This is a genomic window from Paenibacillus darwinianus (assembly GCF_000598065.1).
GTDB classification, from domain to species: domain Bacteria; phylum Bacillota; class Bacilli; order Paenibacillales; family Paenibacillaceae; genus Paenibacillus_I; species Paenibacillus_I darwinianus.
Genome location: NZ_KK082152.1, coordinates 1 through 23,497 on the forward strand (window position 1 = coordinate 1; position 23,497 = coordinate 23,497).

At 55.6% G+C, this 23,497-nt stretch carries 20 protein-coding genes; 9 read left to right on the top strand and 11 right to left on the bottom strand.

Translation table 11 applies throughout. From position 1 onward, the window contains the following. The coding region (locus tag BG52_RS06940; protein ID WP_036667027.1) for a bacteriocin maturation protein at positions 1–1,644 on the bottom strand (1,644 nt) is incomplete at its 3' end. Positions 1,645–2,284: 640 nt separating this feature from the next. Here BG52_RS06940 and BG52_RS06945 point away from each other — a divergent pair. Genes BG52_RS06945 through BG52_RS06960 form a run of 4 tightly spaced genes read left to right on the top strand, consistent with a single transcriptional unit; the run spans position 2,285 to position 4,980 of the window. Then, a complete protein-coding gene (locus BG52_RS06945; RefSeq protein ID WP_190287485.1) occupies positions 2,285–2,599 on the top strand; it encodes a PqqD family protein in 315 nt (104 codons plus the stop codon). Next, positions 2,596–2,985: a lasso peptide biosynthesis B2 protein gene (locus BG52_RS06950; RefSeq protein ID WP_036581684.1), complete on the top strand. Its 390-nt coding sequence runs from the start codon at positions 2,596–2,598 to the stop codon at positions 2,983–2,985. The genes BG52_RS06945 and BG52_RS06950 overlap by 4 nt, the downstream gene beginning before the upstream one ends. A 2-nt stretch (positions 2,986–2,987) precedes the next feature. Beyond that, positions 2,988–3,986, top strand: coding sequence for a hypothetical protein (locus BG52_RS06955; protein ID WP_036581682.1), 999 nt, complete (start codon positions 2,988–2,990; stop codon positions 3,984–3,986). Between the two features lies 1 nt (position 3,987). Then, positions 3,988–4,980, top strand: coding sequence for a nucleotidyltransferase family protein (locus BG52_RS06960; protein ID WP_036581680.1), 993 nt, complete (start codon positions 3,988–3,990; stop codon positions 4,978–4,980). A 34-nt stretch (positions 4,981–5,014) separates the two neighbouring features. On the opposite strand, the gene BG52_RS15610 is transcribed toward BG52_RS06960, so the two are convergent. The 3 genes from BG52_RS15610 to BG52_RS06970 form a co-directional block, all read right to left on the bottom strand. After that, positions 5,015–5,185 carry a lasso RiPP family leader peptide-containing protein gene (locus BG52_RS15610; RefSeq protein WP_144340755.1) on the bottom strand — a complete coding sequence of 57 codons (171 nt, stop codon included), beginning with the start codon at positions 5,183–5,185 and terminating at the stop codon, positions 5,015–5,017. A gap of 59 nt (positions 5,186–5,244) precedes the next feature. Continuing rightward, positions 5,245–6,939, bottom strand: coding sequence for an ABC transporter ATP-binding protein (locus BG52_RS06965; RefSeq protein WP_036581679.1), 1,695 nt, complete (start codon positions 6,937–6,939; stop codon positions 5,245–5,247). Positions 6,940–7,101: 162 nt separating this feature from the next. After that, positions 7,102–7,467 (bottom strand): IDEAL domain-containing protein, encoded by a 366-nt coding sequence (locus BG52_RS06970; protein ID WP_036581676.1) that lies wholly within the window; start codon positions 7,465–7,467, stop codon positions 7,102–7,104. Positions 7,468–7,603: 136 nt separating this feature from the next. On the opposite strand from BG52_RS06970, the gene BG52_RS06975 reads away from it, so the two are divergent. From BG52_RS06975 to BG52_RS06990, 4 genes are all read left to right on the top strand, one after another. Then, entirely contained in the window at positions 7,604–8,596 is a 993-nt protein-coding gene (locus BG52_RS06975; protein ID WP_036667029.1) for a substrate-binding domain-containing protein, read from the top strand. Further along, positions 8,593–10,047, top strand: coding sequence for a sensor histidine kinase (locus BG52_RS06980; protein ID WP_036581671.1), 1,455 nt, complete (start codon positions 8,593–8,595; stop codon positions 10,045–10,047). The genes BG52_RS06975 and BG52_RS06980 overlap by 4 nt, the downstream gene beginning before the upstream one ends. Further along, the gene (locus BG52_RS06985) at positions 10,022–11,398 is read left to right on the top strand and encodes an AraC family transcriptional regulator (protein ID WP_036581668.1); all 1,377 of its coding nucleotides are present in this window, start codon (positions 10,022–10,024) and stop codon (positions 11,396–11,398) included. The genes BG52_RS06980 and BG52_RS06985 overlap by 26 nt, the downstream gene beginning before the upstream one ends. Positions 11,399–11,629: 231 nt before the next feature. Further along, the gene (locus BG52_RS06990; protein WP_036581666.1) at positions 11,630–13,036 is read left to right on the top strand and encodes a sugar porter family MFS transporter; all 1,407 of its coding nucleotides are present in this window, start codon (positions 11,630–11,632) and stop codon (positions 13,034–13,036) included. A 154-nt stretch (positions 13,037–13,190) separates the two neighbouring features. On the opposite strand, the gene BG52_RS06995 is transcribed toward BG52_RS06990, so the two are convergent. The 4 genes from BG52_RS06995 to aceA all read right to left on the bottom strand — a co-directional run bounded on the left by BG52_RS06995 (position 13,191) and on the right by aceA (position 17,901). Beyond that, positions 13,191–14,522 carry a DRTGG domain-containing protein gene (locus BG52_RS06995; protein WP_036581664.1) on the bottom strand — a complete coding sequence of 444 codons (1,332 nt, stop codon included), beginning with the start codon at positions 14,520–14,522 and terminating at the stop codon, positions 13,191–13,193. A gap of 97 nt (positions 14,523–14,619) precedes the next feature. Beyond that, positions 14,620–14,805: a hypothetical protein gene (locus tag BG52_RS07000; RefSeq protein WP_036581661.1), complete on the bottom strand. Its 186-nt coding sequence runs from the start codon at positions 14,803–14,805 to the stop codon at positions 14,620–14,622. A 198-nt stretch (positions 14,806–15,003) separates the two neighbouring features. Continuing rightward, positions 15,004–16,605, bottom strand: coding sequence for a malate synthase A (gene aceB / locus BG52_RS07005; protein WP_051587662.1), 1,602 nt, complete (start codon positions 16,603–16,605; stop codon positions 15,004–15,006). Positions 16,606–16,623: 18 nt separating this feature from the next. Further along, a complete protein-coding gene (gene aceA, locus BG52_RS07010) occupies positions 16,624–17,901 on the bottom strand; it encodes an isocitrate lyase (RefSeq protein ID WP_036581658.1) in 1,278 nt (425 codons plus the stop codon). A gap of 977 nt (positions 17,902–18,878) precedes the next feature. On the opposite strand from aceA, the gene BG52_RS07020 reads away from it, so the two are divergent. Continuing rightward, positions 18,879–19,241 (top strand): helix-turn-helix domain-containing protein, encoded by a 363-nt coding sequence (locus BG52_RS07020; protein WP_036581654.1) that lies wholly within the window; start codon positions 18,879–18,881, stop codon positions 19,239–19,241. Between the two features lie 12 nt (positions 19,242–19,253). On the opposite strand, the gene BG52_RS07025 is transcribed toward BG52_RS07020, so the two are convergent. The 3 genes from BG52_RS07025 to BG52_RS07035 all read right to left on the bottom strand — a co-directional run bounded on the left by BG52_RS07025 (position 19,254) and on the right by BG52_RS07035 (position 23,468). Next, entirely contained in the window at positions 19,254–19,730 is a 477-nt protein-coding gene (locus BG52_RS07025) for a hypothetical protein (protein WP_036581651.1), read from the bottom strand. Positions 19,731–20,155: 425 nt separating this feature from the next. Next, the gene (gene metE, locus BG52_RS07030; protein WP_036581703.1) at positions 20,156–22,444 is read right to left on the bottom strand and encodes a 5-methyltetrahydropteroyltriglutamate--homocysteine S-methyltransferase; all 2,289 of its coding nucleotides are present in this window, start codon (positions 22,442–22,444) and stop codon (positions 20,156–20,158) included. Between the two features lie 121 nt (positions 22,445–22,565). Continuing rightward, positions 22,566–23,468, bottom strand: a complete 903-nt coding sequence (locus tag BG52_RS07035) for a LysR family transcriptional regulator (protein ID WP_036581649.1) — start codon at positions 23,466–23,468, stop codon at positions 22,566–22,568. Between the last annotated feature and the right edge of the window lie 29 nt (positions 23,469–23,497).

Sequence of the window (23,497 nt, forward strand, 5' to 3'; positions counted from 1 at the left end):
GGAGGTCCGGTTCAGGCCGGCGCTGCCGAACCAGCCGTCTTCGGCAGTGCCGACCCACATGACCGGAAAGCCCGACACCGCCTCGCTCATTGCGAATAACGGCGTACCGCGAAGCGCGGTCAAGGCGCGCGTATAATACCGGCACCGTTCATCCTCGAGCTCGCTCAGCCGTACCCGGTAAACGAAAGGTTTGCCATCCGTGCACCGGAAGCCCGCCGTTCGGGTCAGCAGCTTTCGAAGCGCCCTTGCGGCGGCTTCCGCCACGGTCGCGCCGCAGCCGACCGCAGGGGCGCCCGTCAAGCGCGTCAAGTAGGCCTCTACCCCGGACAAGCCCGCTTCCACGCGGGCTTCCTCGTGCGTCAATGCCGCGCAGACGATCTCGGGCAGCCGTTCAGACGGCCCATCCGACAGCGGATCGGCCGCCTGGACGCCGCACTGCGCAAGCGGCAGCTGCTTCAAATCCCTCTCGTCCCAGCTGTGAAGGATACCCGTTACGGGCGACGTCAACCGGCCGAAAGCGGCAAGCATATCCGCCTGCGGCACTTCGCCCGCCGCATCCGCCGTTTCCAGGTCAAGCTCCGCCTCGTGTTCGGTCCGGCCGTTCCGGTTGACGGACAGGTGCGGGAGAAAGGGGTGCCAGCTCCCTTCAAGCGTTTCCGGATTGAGCAGAAACAGCCGGCTCGTCAATTCACCTTCCTTGCAGCCGGTCAACGCTTTGAACATTTGAAACACAATCACATTCGCCAACAGGGCATCCGCCGTCCCCGAAGCGCTTTGCGGGCCCACATTATACGGCAGCGCGGAGCGGTGCAGCCGCAGCCACGCCGATTCCCAGCAGCCCTCCGAATTCGGCTGCACCAACGGCCCCGCGAGGCCGGCGCCCGGCAGACAAAGAGCGGGCAGGAACATTGTCGCTTCCGACCTGCACGCCTCGTGTATCGCCCGAAGCTCCTCGAAATTAGCTTGCGGCGACGGCGACGGTGACGGCGGCTGTGGCACCCACGACAGAGACGACACATACAGGACTGCGTCATACGGCCGGACAATTTCACCCCAGCGCGGCCCGCTTCCGGCCGGGGGCGCCAGCTCAACCGTCTCCGCCTCTTCGTCTGTCAGGCGGGCAGCGGCCGCAAGCTCCGCAATCCTCTCCCGATCGGTCGGGCAATCGCCGGTAATCAGCATGTGCAGCTTCGGCATTCCGGATTCGAGCAGCGAGCGGATCAACGATACGAATATCTGGCCCGCTCCAATCGCAAGCACGTTAGCCCGGCGGTAAGTTTCAAAACGATAACCGCCAGCGCCTCCCAGGCTGTCCAACAGCTCAATTTGCGATGCGTACTTCCGAAGCACGGCATCCGGCAGCAGACAGGGAGGGTCCTGACTCACATCGCGCACAAAACCGTTCCGCTGCAGATGCTCCGCGATCTCCAGCACACGGGCCCGGTATTCGTCAGGCAAGCCCTCCGTCAAGGCGGCCAACGTATGGTTGCCGTCGAACATGGGCATAAGCTTCCCGATCCACTGGTCAATTGTATCGCCTTCCATCCGAAATGAGCCGGTATTGTTCCGAAAATAGACGCCGACGCCCGGATCCTGGAGAAAAAACGTATCTCCGTTCACTTTCAGGCGCATGGAAGGGTTCAAACGAAACCTCCTCCTTTACTTAACCGAATTTCAAATCGATCCCCTTCCTTCCAATCGTATGTCATGCAATATGTCCATCATGCCACTCTGCGCAACAAAACCCCTGCACCCCGGTAACGGGGGCAGGGGCAATAGTTGCTCCCAGGCCTGGTGCAAATCTATTAATGGCCAGAGCAGCGTGCGCAACCGCCGCAGCCGCCGCAGCGGGCGCAGCCACCGCAGAAGCCACCGCAGCGGGCACAGCCTCCGCAGAAGCCTCCTCCGCCGCAAAAGCCGATACATTGTGCGCAGCCCCCGCAGAATCCGATGCATTGCGCGCAGCCGCCGAACCCAATGCAAAACCCGACACAAAGCCGGGTATCGCCAGTCGGGTATTGTCCTTGAGCCCCTGCAGGCGTCAGATTGCCTGCCTGATAATCGGACACCTTCAACTGCTTCAGTTCGTTCTGGAATTCACTCATTCGTAAACCTCCGTTATCGATATTAGACAATTCCGTAACCGGGCCCCGAACGGTTTCATTCCCCCATTCTTCGCTCCCGCTAACGACAACATATTCCGATGCCCAGAAATCCGCTACTGCCCCGGGATAAAAATGTGCAGGCCAAATACGTATTGAACATCGGCCCGGCAAGCTATAAAATGAACAGAAAGATGATCGACAAGGAGCGACAGCAGATGAGCAGCCTCAGCTTGCTGAGCATTCCCGCCAAAGCCGCGGCAGTCAGGTCCCAATCCATGCCGCCCGATATGATTTTATTGAATTTGAACAGCGGCTATTATTACAGCACCAACCCGGTCGGAGCGGCCGTATGGGCCTGCTGTGACGGCCTCCAAAGCGTTCGGGCCATTATATCGGAAGTCGCCGCCGCCTTTGGCGTGCCTGCCGAGGAGGTCCAGGGAGATATACTCGACTTCCTCACCGATATGGCAGGAGAAGGACTTCTCCGGGTATGAGGCTCTATGTTCGGATCATGCTCGCCGCAGTCTGGATCAACTGCCTGCTGGCGTTCGCCAAGCTGCCCCGCGTGCTCGCGGTCCTCGAAGCCCGCAAGCGGCATGTTCGCGCCGATGAGGATGCCATCCGCTTGACGGTTCGGACAATCGAGCGGATCGCCCGCCTCCAGCTGTTCGTCATCCGCAATAATTGCTTGAGAAAAAGTCTGCTCCTCTACTATTTCCTTCTTCGCGCCGGTGTTGACGGCGTCAAGATCCACATCGGAATCAGCAAAAAGGGCGCCCGGCTGGAGGGCCATTGCTGGTTGACGCGGAACGGCGGCGTCTACCTGGATTCCGAGCAGACAACCGCCCATTATAAAGTGATTTATTCTTCGGGAGTGTAAGCATGCCGAACGCCGAATTTCAAACCAAACATTTCAGGATCGGCCATGCCGATATTCAGATCGGTTCCTCCGATGAGACGCTGCTGGCGATGTCAGCAGTCTGGCTGAGCGAATTCGAGGTCGAGGCAGCCGGCGCAGCCGAGGATGCGATTCGGGTGAGCTTGATCGGCTACGAGCAGGACGAAGCGATCCCGTTTCGGATACCCGCGCAGGCCGAGCTCACCTTCGAAAACGATTTTTCCCGCTATTATCGGCATGAGGGTCTATGGATCGTCGATTTTCATGAGCTTGGTCTAATGACGGTGAACCGCTCCGCCTATGAAATTATCGGACATGCATACTCCAATTCCTGTCGGGAATCAATCTGGCGTTTTGAGGATTTCATGCATCCGCTGCTGGAGCTTCTGAGACAAAAGGGGCTGTATCCGCATCACGCGGCGGCAGTGAGCCTGGACGGGAACGGCCTGCTTCTGGCGGGGAAATCGGGCCGAGGCAAGTCGACGCTTTCTGCGGATCTGCTCGACCGCGGCTTCGATTTTATGGCCGACGACCGCTGCTTCTTGCGCGCCGAAGCGGACGGCGGCGTGGAAATGATCGGATTTTACGAGCCGTTCAAGGTGTTCGCATCCAACATCGCGCATATTCCCGCCCTGCGCAGCATCGAGGGGCTCTCCGCCGAGGAGCGCGTCAAAAACAGGCTGGACATGCGCCTCTATTACCCCCGGCAATTCAAGCGCACAAGCCGTCTGAACGCCATCCTGTTCCCGTACTGGGCACCCGGCGAAGCAAGCAGGCTTGAGCCGATGGCCCCTGGCGAAGCGCTGGTGGAGCTGCTTCCTTTGACCCTGGTATGCTTTGACGCCGTATCCGCCGCCGCCCATTTCGATTTCACGGGCAGGCTGGTAAGCTGCCTGCCGTCCGCAAAACTTATGTTGGGCGGCGACAGGGAAAACTGGTATAAGCTTGCTCTTGATTTTCTAGCGCAGAATCGGAGGCTGTGACGTGGAACAATCGATGCGAAAGCCGCTCTATCATTTTATAAACGGGGATGATCCGGCCGTCGATTCCTTATACGACAAGGATATCAAGCCTGTTGCGCGCGAGATCGGTGTTCGCAATATGTTCATTCAACAAAGGCTCTATCAGTTGATCGCGTCCTTGCGCGAGCACGGCATTCCGGCGACTGTCCTGAAAGGCTCGCATCTCATCCACAGCATCTATCCGTTCGGGGTGAGGCCGGTCGAGGATATCGATGTGCTGATCGACCGCAAGCATTTCGAGCAGGCGGACCGCATTATTCGCGCCATGGGCTATGAGGACACGGTCATCGGCATGGATATGTGGGTCCATCAGCATTTCTCCAACAAAATTACGTATCTGGGCGGCAGCCATCCGGTCATTCCGATCGACGTTCATTTTTCTCTCGGTCCGTACCCTTATCTTGGCAAACTCGACAGCGAGCTGTTAAGCGGGCATACGCTGACGCTTGACACGCCGGAGTGCCCTTTGACCATCCTCCGGCACGAGGCGCTGCTCCTCCATCTGTGCCTGCATTTGTTCCAGCACCATTTCGACGATTGGCAGGTATCCTGCTGCGACATCATTGCCGTCATGCGCCGTTACCGGAATCAGATCGACTGGGAGCTGTTCGTCCGGCTGGTCCGGCAGACGCAGACCGGCTTGCCCGTCCTGTACAGCCTGCGCAAAGCTGCCGAACTCTCCGCGCCGGACGTTCCGGACCGCATCTTGGCCGAGCTTGCGGGCACCGCGACCGGCGTTTTCGAGAAGTGGGTGTTCCGGGCCGCGTGCGGGCAAACCGGGCAATCCGACCGTTATTTGCTGCAGTTTCTGACGACGCCGGGCTTCACGTTCAAGCTCCGGTGCGCCTTCCGGATCGTATTTCCCGGACAAGCCTTTCTCCTTCATTATCACAAAGGGAGCTACTGGCATTATCTCGCCGGCATAATAAAAACTACCGTCCATCATATCCGGTAGTCTGATAATCGATATGCCCGGCGAACGGCCGCCGTTAATTGTCTCCGTTGTCGTTGCCGCCTTTGCCGTCTTTCTTCCCCGAACCGCCACGCTTGTCCCCTCCGCCGCCCGTGCTGCTCAACGTCACTTCCTTTAAGCGGGCGTGTTTCGTCAATACGGGCTTCTCGTATGCCGGCGTGCCTTTGACTTGTTGCTCCTTATCCATCCTGCACCCTCCCCGCAAACGTTATTATGGCTTTATATTAACAAGTACGGCACGAATGATCAACATTTTTTTACACATTTTCTGACAAATTCCTCATAACCGTCGTACGTCTTAAGTCCCCCGTCAGCCATATGGACAATTTGGGCCGCCCCGGTCACGTTGTCCCTTTTATGAGTAATCAGGATGACGATCCGCTCGCGCGCCATCGTTCGAATCGAACGCAGGATTTCGCGTTCGTTCTCCTCGTCCAGAACGGACGTCGCCTCATCGAAAATGAGCACATGGGGATTGTCCGCAAGCGCCCTCGCCATCGCAATTCTTTTCTTCTGTCCCGCGGACAGGCGCATGCCGTTCTCTCCAACTATTGTTTCATACCCGTCCTCGAAGGAAGGCGCGAACCGATCCACCCTGGACAATGCGCAAGCCTCCGCAATCTGCGCCTCCGTCAAATACGATCGGCCCATTACGATGTTATCCCGGATAGAAAGGTTGAACAGGTAATCTTCCTGTGGAACGATCGCGACCTTTGTTTTCAGACATTCCAGCTTGATCCGCCTGATATCCAATCCGTCGATTTCAATGGCACCCTCGTCGGGGTCATAATAACGCATGAGCAGATTCACCAATGTCGTCTTGCCTTGGCCGCTTGGTCCCAGAATGCCGATCACCTCGCCCGGATGCGCCGTGAAGCTGACGTTCGCGAATACCGGCCGGCCGCCGGGATAGGCAAAAGACACGTTCCGGAACTCGACGCTCCCGGCGAGCATCGGCGGTTCGACCGCGTCGGAGCGGTCGGCGATCACCGGCGCCAAATCCATGACCTCGAATATGCGCTCCGCAGCCGGCTTGGATCTCTGGAAGCCCATGACAATGTTATAGGCGCTGTAAAACAAGTCTACCGTGTAGTTCAGGTAAAAAGAGATCGCGACCAACGTGCCGATCGTCATCGAACCGCGCATAACCGCCGCGCCGCCCATTCCCCAAATGATCAGCAGCCCGATCACGTTCAGGACGATCGTGGACGACGACGCCGCAGAATATCTCATGTTCAATCTGTTTTTTGCCTTTTCCGTCCGCTCCATCCGGATGCATGTCCGCTGTATCCGATCCTCCATGACGGAATAGGACTGGATCGCCCGCACCATGGACAGATCCTCCTGCAGCCTTTCCATCAGGCCTTCCTGCTCCTCCTGCGCTTGCCTGCCAAGGGCGGCGATCCCCGTTCTGAACAGCCTGTACAGAAAATAAAGAAACGGCAGCAGCAGGGAGGCTGCGAACACCATCTGCCAGTCCAATGTGAAAATGACGACAAAAATGAATAAGGCCACCAGAAGACTGTGGACGAACCCGATATATTTTTCAAGCACGAGATTTTGAACCGCATCCACATCCGACGTCATTCTCGAAAGCAGCCTGCCCTTATGATGCTGCGAATAGAAGCCGGGCGGCATTGTCAGCAAATGCTTGTAGACATCCATTCTTAATCCGAGAAACACGCCTTTGCGCACCTTCAGGTTCAGCGATACTTGCCAGAGATGGATCAGCTCCTGCAGGACGAGCGCCGCCGCAATCGCGCCGAGCATCCGCAGAAGCACGGTATTGTTGTTCATCAGAATGCCGTTGTCCACCAGCTCTTTGTAGAAGAACGGGGTCGCAACCGTCAAGATCGTCGACAGCAGCAGCAGCGTGAAAATGGCCGCTCCCTGCCTGTAATAAGGTTTCAGCAGCAACAAAAATCTTATAATAACCGGCATGCCGGCGCCACCCTTCCCGATCGGATCGTTAGTCGGCATTCGCCGCACATGTAATCCCATTCTCTCTAAGCGTGGATAAAAGAGCAATAGCTTACCGACGCTTTTCGCAAAAAAACAGGCTGCCGCGGCAGCCTGTTCATCGCGAGCGTATGCCGCCCGCGTTTACTTCAAACCGAATATCCTCGCGATGCGGGGATTCGCCTCAAGGCCGCGTTCCGGCGCGGAAGCGGTCCTCCCCAAGCTCTTCAATTGGCCAGTCAACTCCATAAACCAAGCCTCATCGTCCGTCTCGAGAGCCAGATCGATCAGCATTCTAAGCTGCTGCTCCTCCTTGACCGAGGTGTCCTTCAACGCCTTTACCCAACTGGAGAGCATGTATACCGCCGTTCCGACGGCCTCTTCATTATCGGAGGCAACCACATGAACCTTCACGATCCCTTTCTCCAAATCGACGGACTCGACAAAGCCGTGAATCAACTCGCCTTTGCCCGTATTGCCCTGTACCCACTCCGCTATGTTGACGTTCATGTTTTTTTCACCACCGTTTCTAAAATCTGTAACTACAAATGTTACAATTAATACTGTAATCATATATTATACAGTTGGAAAAGTCAACAAGCTGCATGTATAATAGCCTAAGCTGCCGGATGAAGGAGGATATCGCATGTCGAACCGCAAATGGAACCTGGCCATTCTCCTCCTCCTCCTGTTATTTGTTTTTCTACTTTTGCAGTTTCTATACTCAACGTTGCGAATTCGGGATCTCGCGCACCCGCTGAACGGAGCCGACGGCGAGGAGCCCGCAGCCTATGTCGTGCTGATCTCGCAGGAGCTGGACAATCCGTTCTGGCGTTCGGTCGAGCAAGGCGCAAGGGATGCCTCCCTGCAATACGGCTACCATCTGGAATATATCGGTCCTGTCCGAATCAATCCGGCCGAGCAGATCCGGCTGCTGAAGAAATCGATTGCGGCCAAGCCCGATGCGATTCTGCTGCAGGGGATCAACGACCCCGAGTACCGGAAGCTGATCGACCAAGCCGTCAGCCAAGGCATAGCGGTAATCGCCGTAGACACGGACGAGCCCGGCAGCCGCCGGCTCGCCTATGTCGGTACCGACAATCTCGCGGCCGGGCGGAAGATGGGCGAGCTTGTCGCGCAAGCCGCCCGGGGACGGGGGAACGTCGGCGTCCTGATCGGCACCGAGCAGGCTGAAAATCAACGGCTGCGGCTGGCCGGATTCCGGGCCGTCATCGATGGGTATCCCGGCCTGTCGGTCGCGGATGTCCGCGCCACCGAAATTTCGCGCCTGCAAGCCGTGCAGGAGGCGGAAGACATTTTGACCCGTAACCCGCAAGTGCGTTATATGGTAGGCTTCAGCTCGCTGGATGGCGTCGGCATCGTGGAAGCCGCCGGTCGCCTGAACCGACAGGATGTGCGCATCTATGCCTTTGACGACATAGCGGACACCGTTGAGGCCATTGCCGACTGCCGGATCGAATCGTCGATCGTTCAACATCCGTACGAAATGGGCTTTCAGGCGCTGTCGCTTTTTTCGGGTTACAAGGAAGGCCGAACGCCGGGGCCCCGGTATTTCACGTCAATCGATGTGCTGGACCGCAAGTCGGACGACATCGGAAACGGAGAACGCTGCCCATGACGATCCGCAGGAAGCTGCTGCTTTTTATCCCGCTGCTCGTGCTGCTCGTCAATTCGGTCACGTTCTTCCTGTTCACGAGCGCGCAAACGGTGCAGAAGAGCTATGAGGCGATGACGGAACGAATGCTGCTCTACAAGCAAGCCGCCCGGACGGCGGATGACAATTTGCGGCTGCTGTATGCCTACCTACTCAATCCGAACGACAACGGTTCGGCCCTCGCGGAATTCGACAACGCCCGGGCGAGACTGCAGGAGCAGCGCGCGGCACTTACCGGCGCCGGGAGCGGCTCGCTGCCGCCCGCGTCGCTGCGCAGCTACACCTACATGCTGGGCACATTTGCCGAACAGGCTTCAGCCGCACGGAATTCGGCGGCGGCCGCAGACCCCCGCTCCGCGCTTGCCCATTATGAGGATGCCGAGCAGACGACCGCCTATATCCGCGAGGAGGGCCAGCGGCTCGTCGATCTGGAACTGAGCTTCTATCAGCCCGTATTCAAGCGGATTCAGTCGGAGAACGAGCGGATGAATCGCTTGGCGGCGGCCGTATTCGTGCTCAACACGCTGCTGAGCGTCGTACTGGCCGTGTGGATTTCGCGCAGCATTACCGGACCGGTAAGCCGGCTTGTCCGCACGGCCAGGCAGATGTCCAAGGGCAATTTCTCGGTCGAGCCGTCTCCCCGCTCCAATGACGAGCTCGGCATTCTGTCCGATGCTTTCGAGCGAATGTCGACCGAGCTCAAAACGTTGATCGAGCGCGATAAAGAAAGTCTGGAGAAGGATCGGCTGGTGAAGGAACTGGAGCTGCAGGCTTTGCAAAGCCAGATCAATCCCCATTTTCTGTTCAACACGCTTAATGTGCTGGCCAAGCTGGCCTTGCTGGAGGGTGCGGAGAGGACAAGCGATCTGATCGTGTCGATGTCGAATCTGATGCGGTACAATCTGCGCAAGCTTGACACGCCGGTGACGCTGCGCAGCGAGCTGGAGCATGTGAAGGAATATTTCGCGATCCAGCAGGCCCGCTTCCGGGAACGTATCCGCCTCGAGCTCGATATCGACGAATCTGCCCTGCAAGCGGCGATTCCGTCGCTGACGCTTCAACCGATCGTGGAAAATGCGTTCGTCCACGGCATTGCCGGCCGTGAGGAAGGCGCGGTCATCTGGCTGAAGATCGGGCGTGTGCCGCACGGCATCCGTATTCGAATTGCGGATAACGGCGCCGGGATGAGCGAGCATGTGAGGCTGGCGCTTTTGCGGCTGGAAGCCGAATCGGACAATCGACAATCGACCGGTCTCGGCACCCGAAACGTGTTCAAGCGGCTGCAATTGTTTTACGGACGCAGCGACCTCGTGGACATCGACAGCGTGCCTGGAGAAGGAACGGCGGTGTCGATCGTGATCCCCGAAGAAAAGGAGGATGAGAACACCCATGTATCGGCTGTTGATCGCGGATGACGAAGCGCTGGAGCGGGAAGGACTCGAATGGATCGTGCAGCGGATGATGCCGGACACCTTTCAGATCATTCACGCCGAGAACGGGCGGGCGGCCATCGAGCGCGCGGAGGAATACCGGCCTCATATCGTGTTCATGGACGTCAATATGCCGGGCATCAAGGGGCTTGAGGCGCTGCGCGAGATCAAGGCGCGGCTGCCCGAAACGAAGCTGGTGCTCGTCACGGCTTATGACTATTTTGCGTATGCGAAGGAAGCCCTGTCGCTCGGCGTGAAAGACTACATCCTCAAGCCCGCCAAACGGGAGCAGATTGTGGCCGCGCTGCGCCTGTTGGTCGATGAGCTGGAGCTCGAGAAAAGCAGGCGGCAGGACGAGCTTGAGCTTAAGGATAAATTATCGCAGCTGCAGCCGCTCGTCGAGAACGAGCTGGCCATGATGCTGATGATCGACGCCGTCATGGATGCGGACGCGAGCCGGCTGGCCGAATGGCTGGACTTCCCGCTCGACCGAGGCAGTGCGTTCGTCGTCGCCTTCCCGGAGCAGTCGGACCCCGCCGACCAGAAAAAAATGTACGACGCGATTCGCGGCTTCGCCAAAACGCAAGGGTCAGCCTGTATCGTCAGCTCGGCGATCGAGCGGCATATGGCGATTTTCATGCGGAAAAACCGCGCCGTCAAGGATGAAGAGTGGCGCGAAGTAACGAAGCGCTGCGGGCAAATGCTGTGTGCGCTGACCGAGCGGCAGCTCGAAACCGCGGTGTCGGTCGGCATCGGATCCGTGCGGAGCGGCGCGGAAGGGCTCCGCAAATCCTATTTCGAAGCGGTATTCGCTTCCTCTTGCACTGATCGGGGCGGTAAGGTATGCCATTTCGACGAGCTCAAAAACGGTCGGAGCAGCGCGGCCAACGCGCCCGTTGCCGCCAAGGCAAATCCCCCGTCTGCCGTCGAACGGACGGATTCGGAGCCTTATTCGGAGCACCAATCGTATGTGGTGTCCGCCCTGCAGCGCATTCGCGAGGAGCGCGAGCAGCAGACCGTGACCGTGCTTGACCGCGCCCGGCAATATATCCGGGAGCGATTCACGGAGGAAGTGTCGCTCGAGGAAGTTGCGGATTTCGTCCACCTTAATCCCCATTATTTCAGCAAAATTTTCAAGCAGCAGGTCGGCGAAACGTTCATCGATTTCGTCACCCGCCTTCGCATCGACAGGGCAAAGTCGCTGATCGCTGCGGATCGTCTGAGCCTGAAGGAGGTATGCTTCGAGGTTGGCTACAAGGACCCGAATTATTTCAGCCGGGTTTTCAAAAAAATTACCGGCGTCTCCCCTTCGGAATACCGCGGCCAAGCCAGATAAGCGGTCCTGCTGGAAGTCCTTGCCTTCGCAGGCATGGACTTTTTTGTTGCCGAGGGACAATATAATGCTAATTTCCGGATGAATGCCGCCCGGGAGAGGATGATGATAATTAAAATGCAGGAACAACACGGATAAGTGCTGTTGATTGCCCCCTTGGCGCGTGATGCCCGGTGCTATAATGCTGATTAGCAACCGGTTACCGGTATGAAATGCGGGAAGGGAGTCTTAACAATGGCAGTCGTTATAAAGCAGCACATGGCCGCGGCGGAATCGCCACAGCCTGAAAAAATCAATATGACGTTCGTCACCCTCGTGTCCATCGTCGCCGCTCTAGGCGGATTATTGTTCGGCTTTGACATTGCGGTCGTTTCGGGCGCAATCGGATTCATGGAGCAAAAGTTCATGCTCAGCAGCATGCAGGTTGGCTGGGCCGTATCCAGCTTGATCGTAGGTTGTATTGTCGGCGCAGGATTCTCCGGCGTCCTCAGTGAACGATTCGGCCGCAAAAACGTGCTGATCGCCGCAGCGCTCCTGTTCGTCATCGGCTCGATCGGCTCCGCCATTCCGGCGACGTTCTCGAGCTACATCATCGCACGCATAATCGGAGGCATCGGCATCGGAATAACCTCCACCCTCTGCCCGCTTTACAATGCGGAGATCGCTCCTGCGAAATTCCGCGGCAGACTGGTCGCGCTCAATCAATTCGCGATCGTGACCGGAATTTTCGTCGTCTACTTCCTGAACATGTGGATTGCCGGAATGGGCGATGACGCATGGGACGTCTCGACCGCATGGCGCTGGATGTTCGCGGTCGGCGCGGTCCCGGGCCTGCTGTTCTTCATCCTCTTGTTCTTCATTCCGGAGAGCCCAAGATGGCTGATCAAGCAAGGCAAGGCCGCGCAGGCGCTGCCGATCCTGCTTCGGATCCATGGCGAGGAAGCGGCCAAGAAGGAAGTGCTGGAAATCAAGGAATCATTCAAGCAGGAGCAGCAATCGGGCTCGCTCAAGCAATTGTTTAAACCCGGCCTTCGGACGGCGCTCTTTGTAGGCGTCATGCTCGCGATCCTGCAGCACGTTACGGGCATTAACGCCATCATGTATTATGCCCCGGAAATTTTCAAAACGATGGGCGCCGGCACGGATGCGTCTCTGACGCAGACGATCCTGATCGGCTTGATCAACTTCCTGTTCACGATTCTGGCGGTTTGGCTGATCGATAAAGTAGGCCGCAAAGCGCTGCTGCTCGTCGGTTCTTCGCTGATGACCGTTTGCCTGGCCGTTATCGGCGGGGCGTTCTACACGGGACTGACCACAGGTCCGCTGGTGCTTATCTTTATTCTGGTCTATGTTGCGGCGTTCGCCATCTCGCTCGGACCTGTCGTCTGGGTCATGCTGTCCGAGATTTTCCCGAACCGCGTCCGCGGCATCGCGATCGCCATCGCTTCGGTCGCGTTGTGGGGCGGCGACTACGTCGTGTCCCAGATGTTCCCGCCGATGCTGGAGTTCGCAGGCGCGGCAATGACGTTCTGGATTTTCGGCGCGGCGTCCCTGTTCACCTTCTTCTTCACCTGGCGTTCCGTTCCGGAAACGAAGGGCAAGACGCTCGAGGACATGGAAGCCATGTGGGCCGCGAAATAACATGGATTCTAACGCCACAAACGCCCCGCCGGACAAGCAACGTCCGGCGGGGCGTTTGTTCGTGTAGTAGCTCGCAGGGTGCGTTCCGCACCTCGGCGCAAGCTAGCTTTTCGTACAGCTTAAAAGCAAACTTCCACTTCGCCCACGCACCTGCTCAAGCCTGATCGAACAGCCGTGCGGTGATCATCGCCTGCGCGACACGCTTGCCGCCGGTGGATACCTCGACCAGCACCTTGCAGAACCTGCGGCTGGACTCGATGACCTTCGGGTACAGGTCGACGTCCTGCTCGATCTCGACCGGCGCGAGGTAGTATACCGACGTGCTGTCGATGTGCAGATCGCCGCGCCGGTGCTCTTTCATCGTGCGTGTGACGACCTGGTTGATCAGGCTCGCCAGAATGCCTTCGGACATGTTGCCGACCTGGTTGCTCATGGACGCCGCAATCGCGCCATGGTAATACAGTCTGCCCTGATCGTCCCTGCGTTCCTCGAAGGCCGACCAGATCTGGTCCTCCAGCGTCTCGCCGTTCTGCGGCTGCATCTGGATGTTCTGCAACGCCTTCAGCACATCTTTGCGGCTGATCACCCCATGCAGCTTCCCTTTCTCGTCGATGACGGGCAGCAATTCGATCGCCTCCCACACCATCATATGACCGGCCGTCGCGACCGAGGTCTGCGGCGTGACGGTGAGCGGGTTGCGCGTCATCAGCTTGTCGATCGCCTGATTGCCCGAAGCGCCGATAATATCCTTCGTTGTAATCATGCCGACCGGCTTGAACGTATCATCTACCACCGGAAAACGGTTATGGTTCGTTTCCTCGATCCGCCCCAGCACATCGTCAACCGTATCCGTTTTATGCATGTACGCAATCGGTTGATCCGTGCGGAGAATATCCCCGACGAGCAGAATCTGCTTCTTGATGACCCGGTCAAAAATTGCCCGGTTGATCAGCGCCGCAACCGTAAACGTGTCGTACCCGCTGCGGATAATCGGAAGCTCCAGCTCATCGGCCAGCTCTTTGACATCGTCGGTCGTATCGAAGCCTCCGGTAATCAGAACGCCGGCGCCCAGCGTCAGCGCGCTGTGATGCGCCCGGTTCCGGTTGCCAACGATCAGCAGATTGCCCGGCTCAATGTAGCGGATCATCGCCTCAAGCTGCATCGCGCCGATTACGAATTTGTTCAGCGTTTTGTGCAGACCCGATGCCCCGCCGAGCACCTCGCCGTCGACCATTTTGACGATCTCCTCGAACGTCAGCTTGTCGATATGCTGGCGCTGCTTTTTCTCGACCCGAACCGTGCCCGTTCTTTCTTTCGTGCTCACAATTCCCCGGTTCTCCGCGTCCTTGATCGCCCGGTACGCCGTGCCTTCGCTGACTTCCAGCTCTTGCGCAATTTTGCGGACCGATATCCGGGTACCGATGCCCAGCCCTTCAATGTGTTGTATGATCTGTTCATGCTTTGTCGCGAATTCCGGAGGACCCATCGTATCAAACCCCTCAATGGAAACTGTTATACCCTGTTATAATCATTATATAATAACAGGCAACATTTTCATACGTGGGGTTTGCGCGGGCCTGATCTCAGTCGGCGAACCGGTAGTAATACTGCGTCAGAAAATAATGCGACATCGGCAAATCGGCCGTCTCCGCGCAGGATGCGCACAACTTGGCCGGGTTCGCCGGCTCGGAAGCGCCCACACTCTCCCCGCACGTAAAGCAGTTCTCCATGATCGGCGTTTCTTCCGTGGTACCCGTATTTAATCGCATGTAAATGCCTCCTTATCCTGGTTCATGCATGGTTTTCATTGACCCGAGTCGCGGATAAGAACGGGAAAACCTCCCGTTAGGTTCCGCTGGATCCCCATATCCGTGTAGTTTAGACGGAAAACCTCCCGCTTTATGACGCCAATGCACCCGATCCGGGTAACCGGCTCATATATCGCCCGTGATGCGGAGCCGTCGCCGCTAAGCCAGATAGCTGTAGAACCGGCTGGTCAGGAAATCATCGAATTGTCCGGTCACGGTCATCTGGCGGAACAGCTTCACGGTAAGATCCCAGTGCATCTTGCGGAAGTCATCCGGCTCCTCCTGCTTGATCCGCTCCGCTTCCTCCGTGATCACGGCATCGACCCATTCCGCCGTCACCTTCCGCCCGTCGTCGAGCACGCCTCTTGGATGGTTGATCCACTGCCACAGCTGCGCCCGCGATATTTCCGCAGTCGCTGCGTCCTCCATCAGATGGTGAATCGGCACCGCGCCGGAGCCGCGCAGCCATGCTTCAAGATACCGGATGCCGACGCTCACATTCATCCGCACGCCCGCCTCGGTAACCGGACCTTGCGGAACCTCGAGCAGATCGGCTGCTGTAATCTCGACCTCGTCCAGGTGCTTGTGGATTTGGTTCGGCGTGGGCATCCGCTGGTCGAACACCTCCATGGCGACCGGCACCAGCGCCGGGTGAGCGACCCATGTGCCGTCATGTCCGTCGCGGGCCTCCCGCAGCTTGTCGGCGCGGACCTTCGCGATCGCCGCTTCGTTCGCGGCAGGATCGTGCTTGACCGGAATCTGGGCCGCCATTCCGCCGATACAGAAAGCTCCCCGCCGATGACACGTCTTGATGGCAAGCAGCGAGTAAGCTCTCATGAAAGGCGTTTCCATCGTGACCAGACTGCGGTCCGGCAGGATTACATCGCTCTGATTCCGCAGCTTCTTAATGTAGCTGAAAATATAATCCCATCTGCCGCAGTTCAAGCCGACGATATGCTCTCGCAGCTCGTAGAGGATTTCATCCATCTCGAACGCGGCCAGAATCGTCTCGATCAGGACGGTTGCCTTGATCGTGCCGTGCGCGATGCCGAGTTCCTTCTCCGCATATGTGAACACTTCGTTCCACAACCTTGCCTCAAGACGGCTTTCCAGCTTCGGGAGGTAAAAATAGGGACCGCTTCCTTTTGCCAATAAAGCTTGCGCATTATGAAACAAAAATACTCCGAAATCGAACAGGCTGGCGGACACGGGATTGCCGTCTACTGTGACGTGCTTCTCCTCCAAGTGCCAGCCACGCGGGCGGACGATCAACGTCGCGGGTGAGCCGCCCAGCGCATACCGTTTCCCCGCCTCGTTCTCATAAGAGATTGTGCCGAGCACCGCGTCCCTGAGATTGATCTGCCCTTCCATCGTGTTCGCCCACGTCGGCGAATTCGAATCCTCGAAATCCGCCATATACGCTCTCGCGCCGGAGTTCAGCGCATTGATCACCATTTTGCGGTCGCCGGCCGGACCGGTAATTTCCACCCGGCGATCCTGGAGATCGTCGGGCACCCCGGCGATCGTCCAATTCCCGCTGCGAATCTCCGCCGTCTCCGGCACAAAGCCCGGCAGCTCGCCCCCGTCGATCCGCATCTGCCGCTCTTCCCTAAGCTGAAGCAGCTTATTGCGCTGCGGACCGAACAATCTCTCCAGCCTCGCAAGGAACGCAAGCACTTCGGGAGTAAGGATCTCCTCGTAAGCTTCAATCTCCTGGCCGCCGATCCGCTCAATGCCGGCGGCCCCGTTCACGATTTTCATAGTCGCGCTCCCCCCGCATTAATAAGCAAACTGCTCTTCTTCGGTCGAGCCGGTAAGCGCGGTCGTCGTCGCGCTGCCGCCTGCGATAATCTGCGTGATTTCATCGAAATAACCGGTGCCCACCTCGCGCTGATGGCGGGTTGCTTCGTAGCCGTCGGCTTCGCTCGCGAATTCGGCTTGCTGCAGCTCCGAATATGCGGCCATGCCGCGATCCTTGTAGCCTCGGGCCAATGTGAACATGCTGTGATTCAAGGCATGGAAGCCTGCGAGCGTCACGAACTGGAACTTATATCCCATCTCGCCGAGTTGTTGCTGGAAGCTCGCGATCTGCTCCTCGCTGAGCTTTTTTCGCCAGTTGAAGGACGGCGAACAATTGTAGGCCAGCAGCTTGCCCGGGTAAACGGCGTGAATGGCTTCCGCGAACCGCCGCGCCTCCTCCAGGTTCGGCTCCGACGTTTCGCACCAGACCAGATCCGCATACGGCGCATACGCCAGGCCGCGGGAAATCGCCTGCTCCAGGCCCGCTTTTACAAAAAAGAATCCTTCAGGCGAGCGCTGCCCGGTAAGAAACGGCTTGTCGTTGTCGTCAAAATCGCTTGTCAGCAACGTAGCCGCATTGGCGTCCGTTCGGGCGACTACTATCGTATCGACGCCCATCACATCGGCCGCAAGCCGGGCGGCGATCAGGTTGCGCACCGCCTGCCCCGTCGGCAGCAGCACCTTGCCGCCCATATGCCCGCATTTCTTCTCGGAGGACAGCTGGTCCTCGAAATGTACGCCGGCTGCGCCCGCTTCAATCATTGACTTCATCAGCTCGAAAACGTTAAGCGGTCCGCCGAAGCCGGCTTCGGCGTCCGCCACGATCGGCGCGAAAAATTCAATCTCGCCCTTACCTTCCGAGGTTTGAATCTGGTCCGCCCGCTGCAGCGACCGGTTGATCCGCCGCACGACGTCAGGCACGCTATTGGCCGGGTACAGGCTTTGATCCGGGTACATCTGTCCCGAGAGGTTCGCATCCGCCGCCACCTGCCAGCCGCTTAAATAAATAGCCTGCAATCCCGCTTTGACCTGCTGCACCGCCTGATTGCCGGTAAGCGCTCCCAAAGCGTGGATATATTTTTGCTCATTAAGCATGCGCCACAGTCGTTCCGCTCCGCGTTGCGCCAGCGTCTGCTCCACGAGAACCGATCCTCTCAAACGAATGACGTCCTCTGCCCGATAAGGACGGACGATACCGTTATAGCGGGGTTCCCGCCATCTTTCTTCCAGCTTCTTCAATGCCGCTTCCTTCGTCATTCGCGATCGTCCTCTCCCTGGAAATTTGGATTCAAGCCTACCTGCTTCATGCATACTGCTCGAGATACCCGCTTCCTTCGCAACGGTGACATGAGATAAGGCTCGTGCCGCGGCAGTGATCGCATCCGCAATCGCCGGCCCCGTTCCTTCCCGCCTGTGCGGAATCGCATTCCCGGCATTCCAATTCCCCGTTCCCCTGACAGATCGGACAGTCCATACGCTCACCTCCCGCCGCAAACTGTTATATAACAAATTTTATTTCGTGAGCTCATTATATAACATAACCCCAGTCTGTTGCAATACTGTTTGAAAAAATATTTTACTGTTATATAACATATATTCCGGCGAAACGCATTCCTTCAATAACCGCAGCTCAAAACGGGCGGCCTGATTGCTTAACCCGCAACCGGACCGCCCGCCCAAAAACGCCGTTCTGTTAGCCGCTTTCATACTTGGGGTAATCTATTTAATTAATTTTCAGCACCGACACATTGTGACAGCTTTTTCTAAGACTGGGAGGTAACATAGTACTAGACAGGAGATGAAAAAATTATAAACGAGGTATGGTACCGATGAAAGAACACGCTGAGGTTTTGGAATTGTTGCACCGGTTGGGGATGGAAGTAGTCTGTCCGGCCAATTTGGCAGAAATCTTGCGGAGCATGTTTGAGGAATTCGATTTTTTGGACAAGACGCAGCTCATTACCCTGGATGAGAAAATCCGTTCCCGACACAATGTCCAAACCGCTTAACGCTTAGCATAGCACGTACCTCATTTGATACTGCCGACCAGAAGCACAGAGTGCCCTTGACCTTCCGACAGGAAGCGTCAGGGGCACTTTGCCGCTGCATGCCGCAAGGAGAAATAAGAGGAGGTCATGAGGCAACTTAATTGGTTTTCGGCGCGGGATTTATGATATAATATAGCAATGTTATGACCTGCAGCCGAAACGATATGTAGGAGGCTTAGACGAAATATGTTTGCCAAACGCCTTAAGCAGCTTAGAAAAACTCGCAAATACTCCATGCAGGAAGTTGCCGATACGGTTGGCGTTGCAAAAAGCACCTATGCGGGTTACGAATCCGGTTATCGTCACCCTACGCTTGATGCCATTCAAATTATTGCCAAAAAACTCCATACATCAACCGACTATTTGTTGGGACTAACCGATTATCCGGATCAATTGGAACCTTCCAATAATGCCAAAGAGCTTCTGAACCATCAGCAGCTGCATTGGGACGGCATACCGCTGAAGCAAGAGGATCTTGAACTGGTCAAGCGAATGCTTGAGCATGTCATACAAACGCGCAACGAGAGCGGCGGTACTACGGAACAATGATGGGTTGATCAATTACAGCCGGCCTGATGCGGGCGTCCCCTTAACACGGCGGGCGGCGCGCACCAGGCCTTTGTTATTTTCTGCCTGCTCCTGAAACTGCCGATAATCTCCGCCTTCCAACATAAAGCGCATCATATCTTCATAAGAACAATTCCATCCGTTCTTCTTAAACAACGAGTTCAGGACGGCCGCCAGGTCGATAACCGGTTTTCTCTCGCTAGGGACGAACGTCTCGCTGATATAATCGTATGCCAGTTCTTTCCTGACCGGATATTTGGTATGGTGGAGCAATTGGGCCAGCGTCCGGGTTTCCCCGAGATTATCGTCCGAGAGGGCGGGCTTGGCAGCCAGTTGGTGAAGAAACTGATTCACGGTCGTCCGTCTCCGCTCTTTGGCCACCAGCGCCTGAATGCCTTTGGAGAGCCTGTCCATCTGAACATTTACATTCCGGAGCTCTTGGGACATGCCCGCTTGCTCTAATTTGGCCATAGCTGCCTTCCTCCTTCATGGTACATCCACCGGTGCGACGGTCGCAACCCGGACACTGACTTTATAACGAGACCGGTCACGCTGAGTTCAGTCATATTTTATCATACACTATTCATTTTGAATATATTTTTGTCATAATTATTTTCGTTTCGAGACTTCCCCTCGCAGTTCTCCACCCAGCAGCAAGAAAATCTCCCGTTCGTCTTGGCGAGTGGGTCGTTCCGCTCCACCGGCTTGCCGGCTGCCTTCGAGTATTTTTCAACCATCTCTGTAGGGCACGCCGCCAACATTAAAAAGCTGGAACACGCCTACTCCAGGAGTGCTCCAGCTTCTGAGTGATATAAGCCAATTCTTTGTATGATTTGGAGATAAGACACAAGGTTAATCCTATCCGCAAGCAGCGCTTCTGACCAGGTTACTCCAAATCACACTGTTGCGACATGTTTGGCACGAGCAATCTTGGTCGCAACAACCATGTTGCGTAATGAAGCGACCGTTTCTTCAAGTCCGCGGGTTTTGAGACCACAATCCGGATTAATCCAGAACAGCTTGGCATTCAATACACGCAAGGCGCGTTCAATCATGCCGGTCATTTCTTCCACGCTCGGAATACGCGGACTATGGATATCGTATACACCTAACCCGATGCCGAGCTTATAGGTGTTTAGCTCAAAGCTATGAATCAGTTCGCCGTGACTGCGTGATGTCTCGATTGAAATCACATCGGCATCCATCGCTTCGATTGAATCAATCATGTCATGAAATTCGCAATAGCACATATGCGTATGAATTTGCGTTGTTTCCTGTACCGTGCAAGTGGCAATGCGGAAAGCTTTGACCGCCCAAGCAAGATAATCGGCTTGCTCATCCTCCTTAAGCGGCAGCCCTTCGCGAACCGCAGGCTCGTCGACCTGTATCATGCCAATGCCCGCTTGCTCAAGCGCCACCACTTCTTGTCTGAGCGCATACGCCAATTGGTAGGCGATTTGTTCGCGCGGGATGTCCTCACGGACGAATGACCAATTCATGATTGTAATCGGTCCGGTCAGCATGCCTTTCACAGGACGTTGGGTCCGCGACTGGGCATATTTCGTTTCTTCAACAGTCATTTGCTCAGTGAATGCTACATCTCCGAATATAATCGGCGGTTTCACACAACGGGAACCGTACGATTGCACCCACCCGTTTTGTGTAAACGCAAACCCTGCGAGCTTCTCGCCAAAAAACTCAACCATGTCGGTGCGCTCAAACTCTCCGTGTACGAGAACATCCAGACCGATTTCCTCCTGAAGCTTGATCCAGATATCGATTTGCTCCCGGATAAAGTCGGCATACTGCTCGTTGTTCCACTCACCCTTGCGCCACAATTGACGCGCCTTTCGCACTTCAGCGGATTGTGGGAAGCTGCCAATGGTCGTCGTCGGAAAAAGCGGCAATTGCCATTTCGCCTGTTGAACGCTATAACGCTCGGCAAAAGGACGGGAGCGCTTCGGTTGTTGAACACTGAGTGCAGCGACGGCTTGCTGAATACCGATGCGGTTGCGCTCCCCAGATTGCTGGAGATCCTGAATCGTACGATCACATTTGTCCAATTCTGCCAGGATCCCGGCGCTGCCTGAAGATAATGCTTTCGTTAAAAAAACAATCTCGTCTAACTTTTCATCTGCAAATGCGAGAGAATTCTTCAGTTCAGATGTGAGTTTAGTCTCAATTTCTGTCGTTACCGGAACATGAAGCAAGCTGCACGACGACTGCACGATTAAACGTTCAGGTGTCACGAGTTCAACCAGCTCATCCAACAGCTTCAGTTTCCCCCGAAGTGATGCCTTCCAGATACCGCGGCCGTCGATGACTCCTGCACCTAAAATCTTGTCCGCCGGAAAACCAAGCGCTTTAATCGACTGCATATTGCCGGAGAGCCCATGCACGAAATCAAGCCCGATCCCTTGGATCGGCAACGCAACAATGTCGCTGTAGTGCTCCACCGACTCAAAATAAGTTTGCAGCATGATGTTCAGGTTTGGCACAGATGCGGCAAATGTCTCGTAAATGTTGTTAAGCCGCTGAACGTCAGCAGCGCTTAACTTCATTACGAGAATCGGCTCATCCATCTGTACCCATTGCACTCCTTCTGCCGCAAGCTCCTGAAGTATCCGCACATACAGCGGAAGCAACCGCTCCAGCCAAACGTCGAGTTCCGATATACTGTACCCTTTGGAGAGCTTCAGGAAGGTCAACGGTCCAACGATCACCGGCTTCCCTTCGATACCGAGCTTCTCCTTCGCTTCGCGATAAGCTGCAAGGGGCTTATTTTCGGTAAGAATCGGCGATGCACCGGCAAGTTCAGGTACGATATAGTGATAGTTGGTGTTAAACCATTTCGTCATTTCGCTTGCTGCAGCATCCTTCGTTCCCCGGGCAATTCCGTAATAGACTGACAAAGGTACAACGCCGCCCTCATAAGGAAACCGTTGTGGAATCATCCCGAACATTGCGGCTGTATCGAGGATATGATCGTAATAACTGAAATCATTGACCGGAATGAAGTCGATGCCCTTCTCTTGCTGCTTGCGCAAATGATCTAAACGGATCTCCTGCAATTGAGTATGAAACGCTGTTTCTTCAAGCTTACCTGACCAGAAGGCTTCCAAAGCTTTCTTCCATTCCCTATCCGCACCAATACGCGGATATCCCAATACACTGCTTCTCACCATCATGGATAACTCCTCTTCTGTATGTTACAAAAAAGTTATCACAGATTCGGAGATACCATGTAATTCGATTAAATTATAGCTAGCTATAGCCTGAGGCTATACGCCCTTCATAATCCGGGATTTACATAGCAATCGCCTGCTTCAGGGCTTCAACATAAGCCGATCCCAGTTTGGTTAGCACAGCGTTTTTACGGGAGATCCACCCAACACGGATCGTTTCCTCACAATCCAAAGGTACGGGAATGATTTCATTCCCGTTCAAATCGGCGCTTAACACGCCAGTTGAAATCGTGTACCCGTTCAGTCCGATCAGTAAATTGAAAAGCGTAGCGCGATCAGTAACGCGAATACTTTTCTTATGTGAAATCGTACTAAGAATCTCTTCTGAAAAGTGAAAGGAGTTATACTCCCCTTGATCAAAGGATAGGTATGGGTATTGCTGAAGCTGATCGATGGTCACGATCGTCTGGTTTGCCAACGGGTTTTTAATACTAATGAAAATATGCGGTTTGGCGGTAAATAAGCTATTAAATTGCAAATTGGCTTTTTTGAGCATCTTGTTAATCACTTTTTCATTGAACTCATTCAGATATAAAATGCCTACTTCGCTTTGCAAACTTTTGACATCCTCAATAATTTCATAGGTTTTTGTCTCGCGCAGCGACATTTCATATTCATCTAGCCCATATTCTTGGATCAGGCTTACAAAAGCATTCACCGCAAAGGCATAATGCTGTGTGGATACTGAAAAATGTTGAGGAGAAGGTTTAGCATTGAGGTATCGGCTTTCCAATAATTCCGCCTGTTCGACTACTTGCCGCGCGTAGCTTAAGAATTCAACACCCTCCTTGGAAAGTGATATCCCTTTATTGGATCTTTCAAATATCGAAAACTGCATTTCTTCTTCCAGATCCCTAATCGCATTTGAAAGACTCGGCTGAGTAATAAACAACCGCTTGGCAGCTTCATTAATCGACCTGCGGTTCGCCACCTCAATCACATATTTTAATTGTTGTAAAGTCAAGGATCTCCCTCCACAGCACTTTTAAAAGC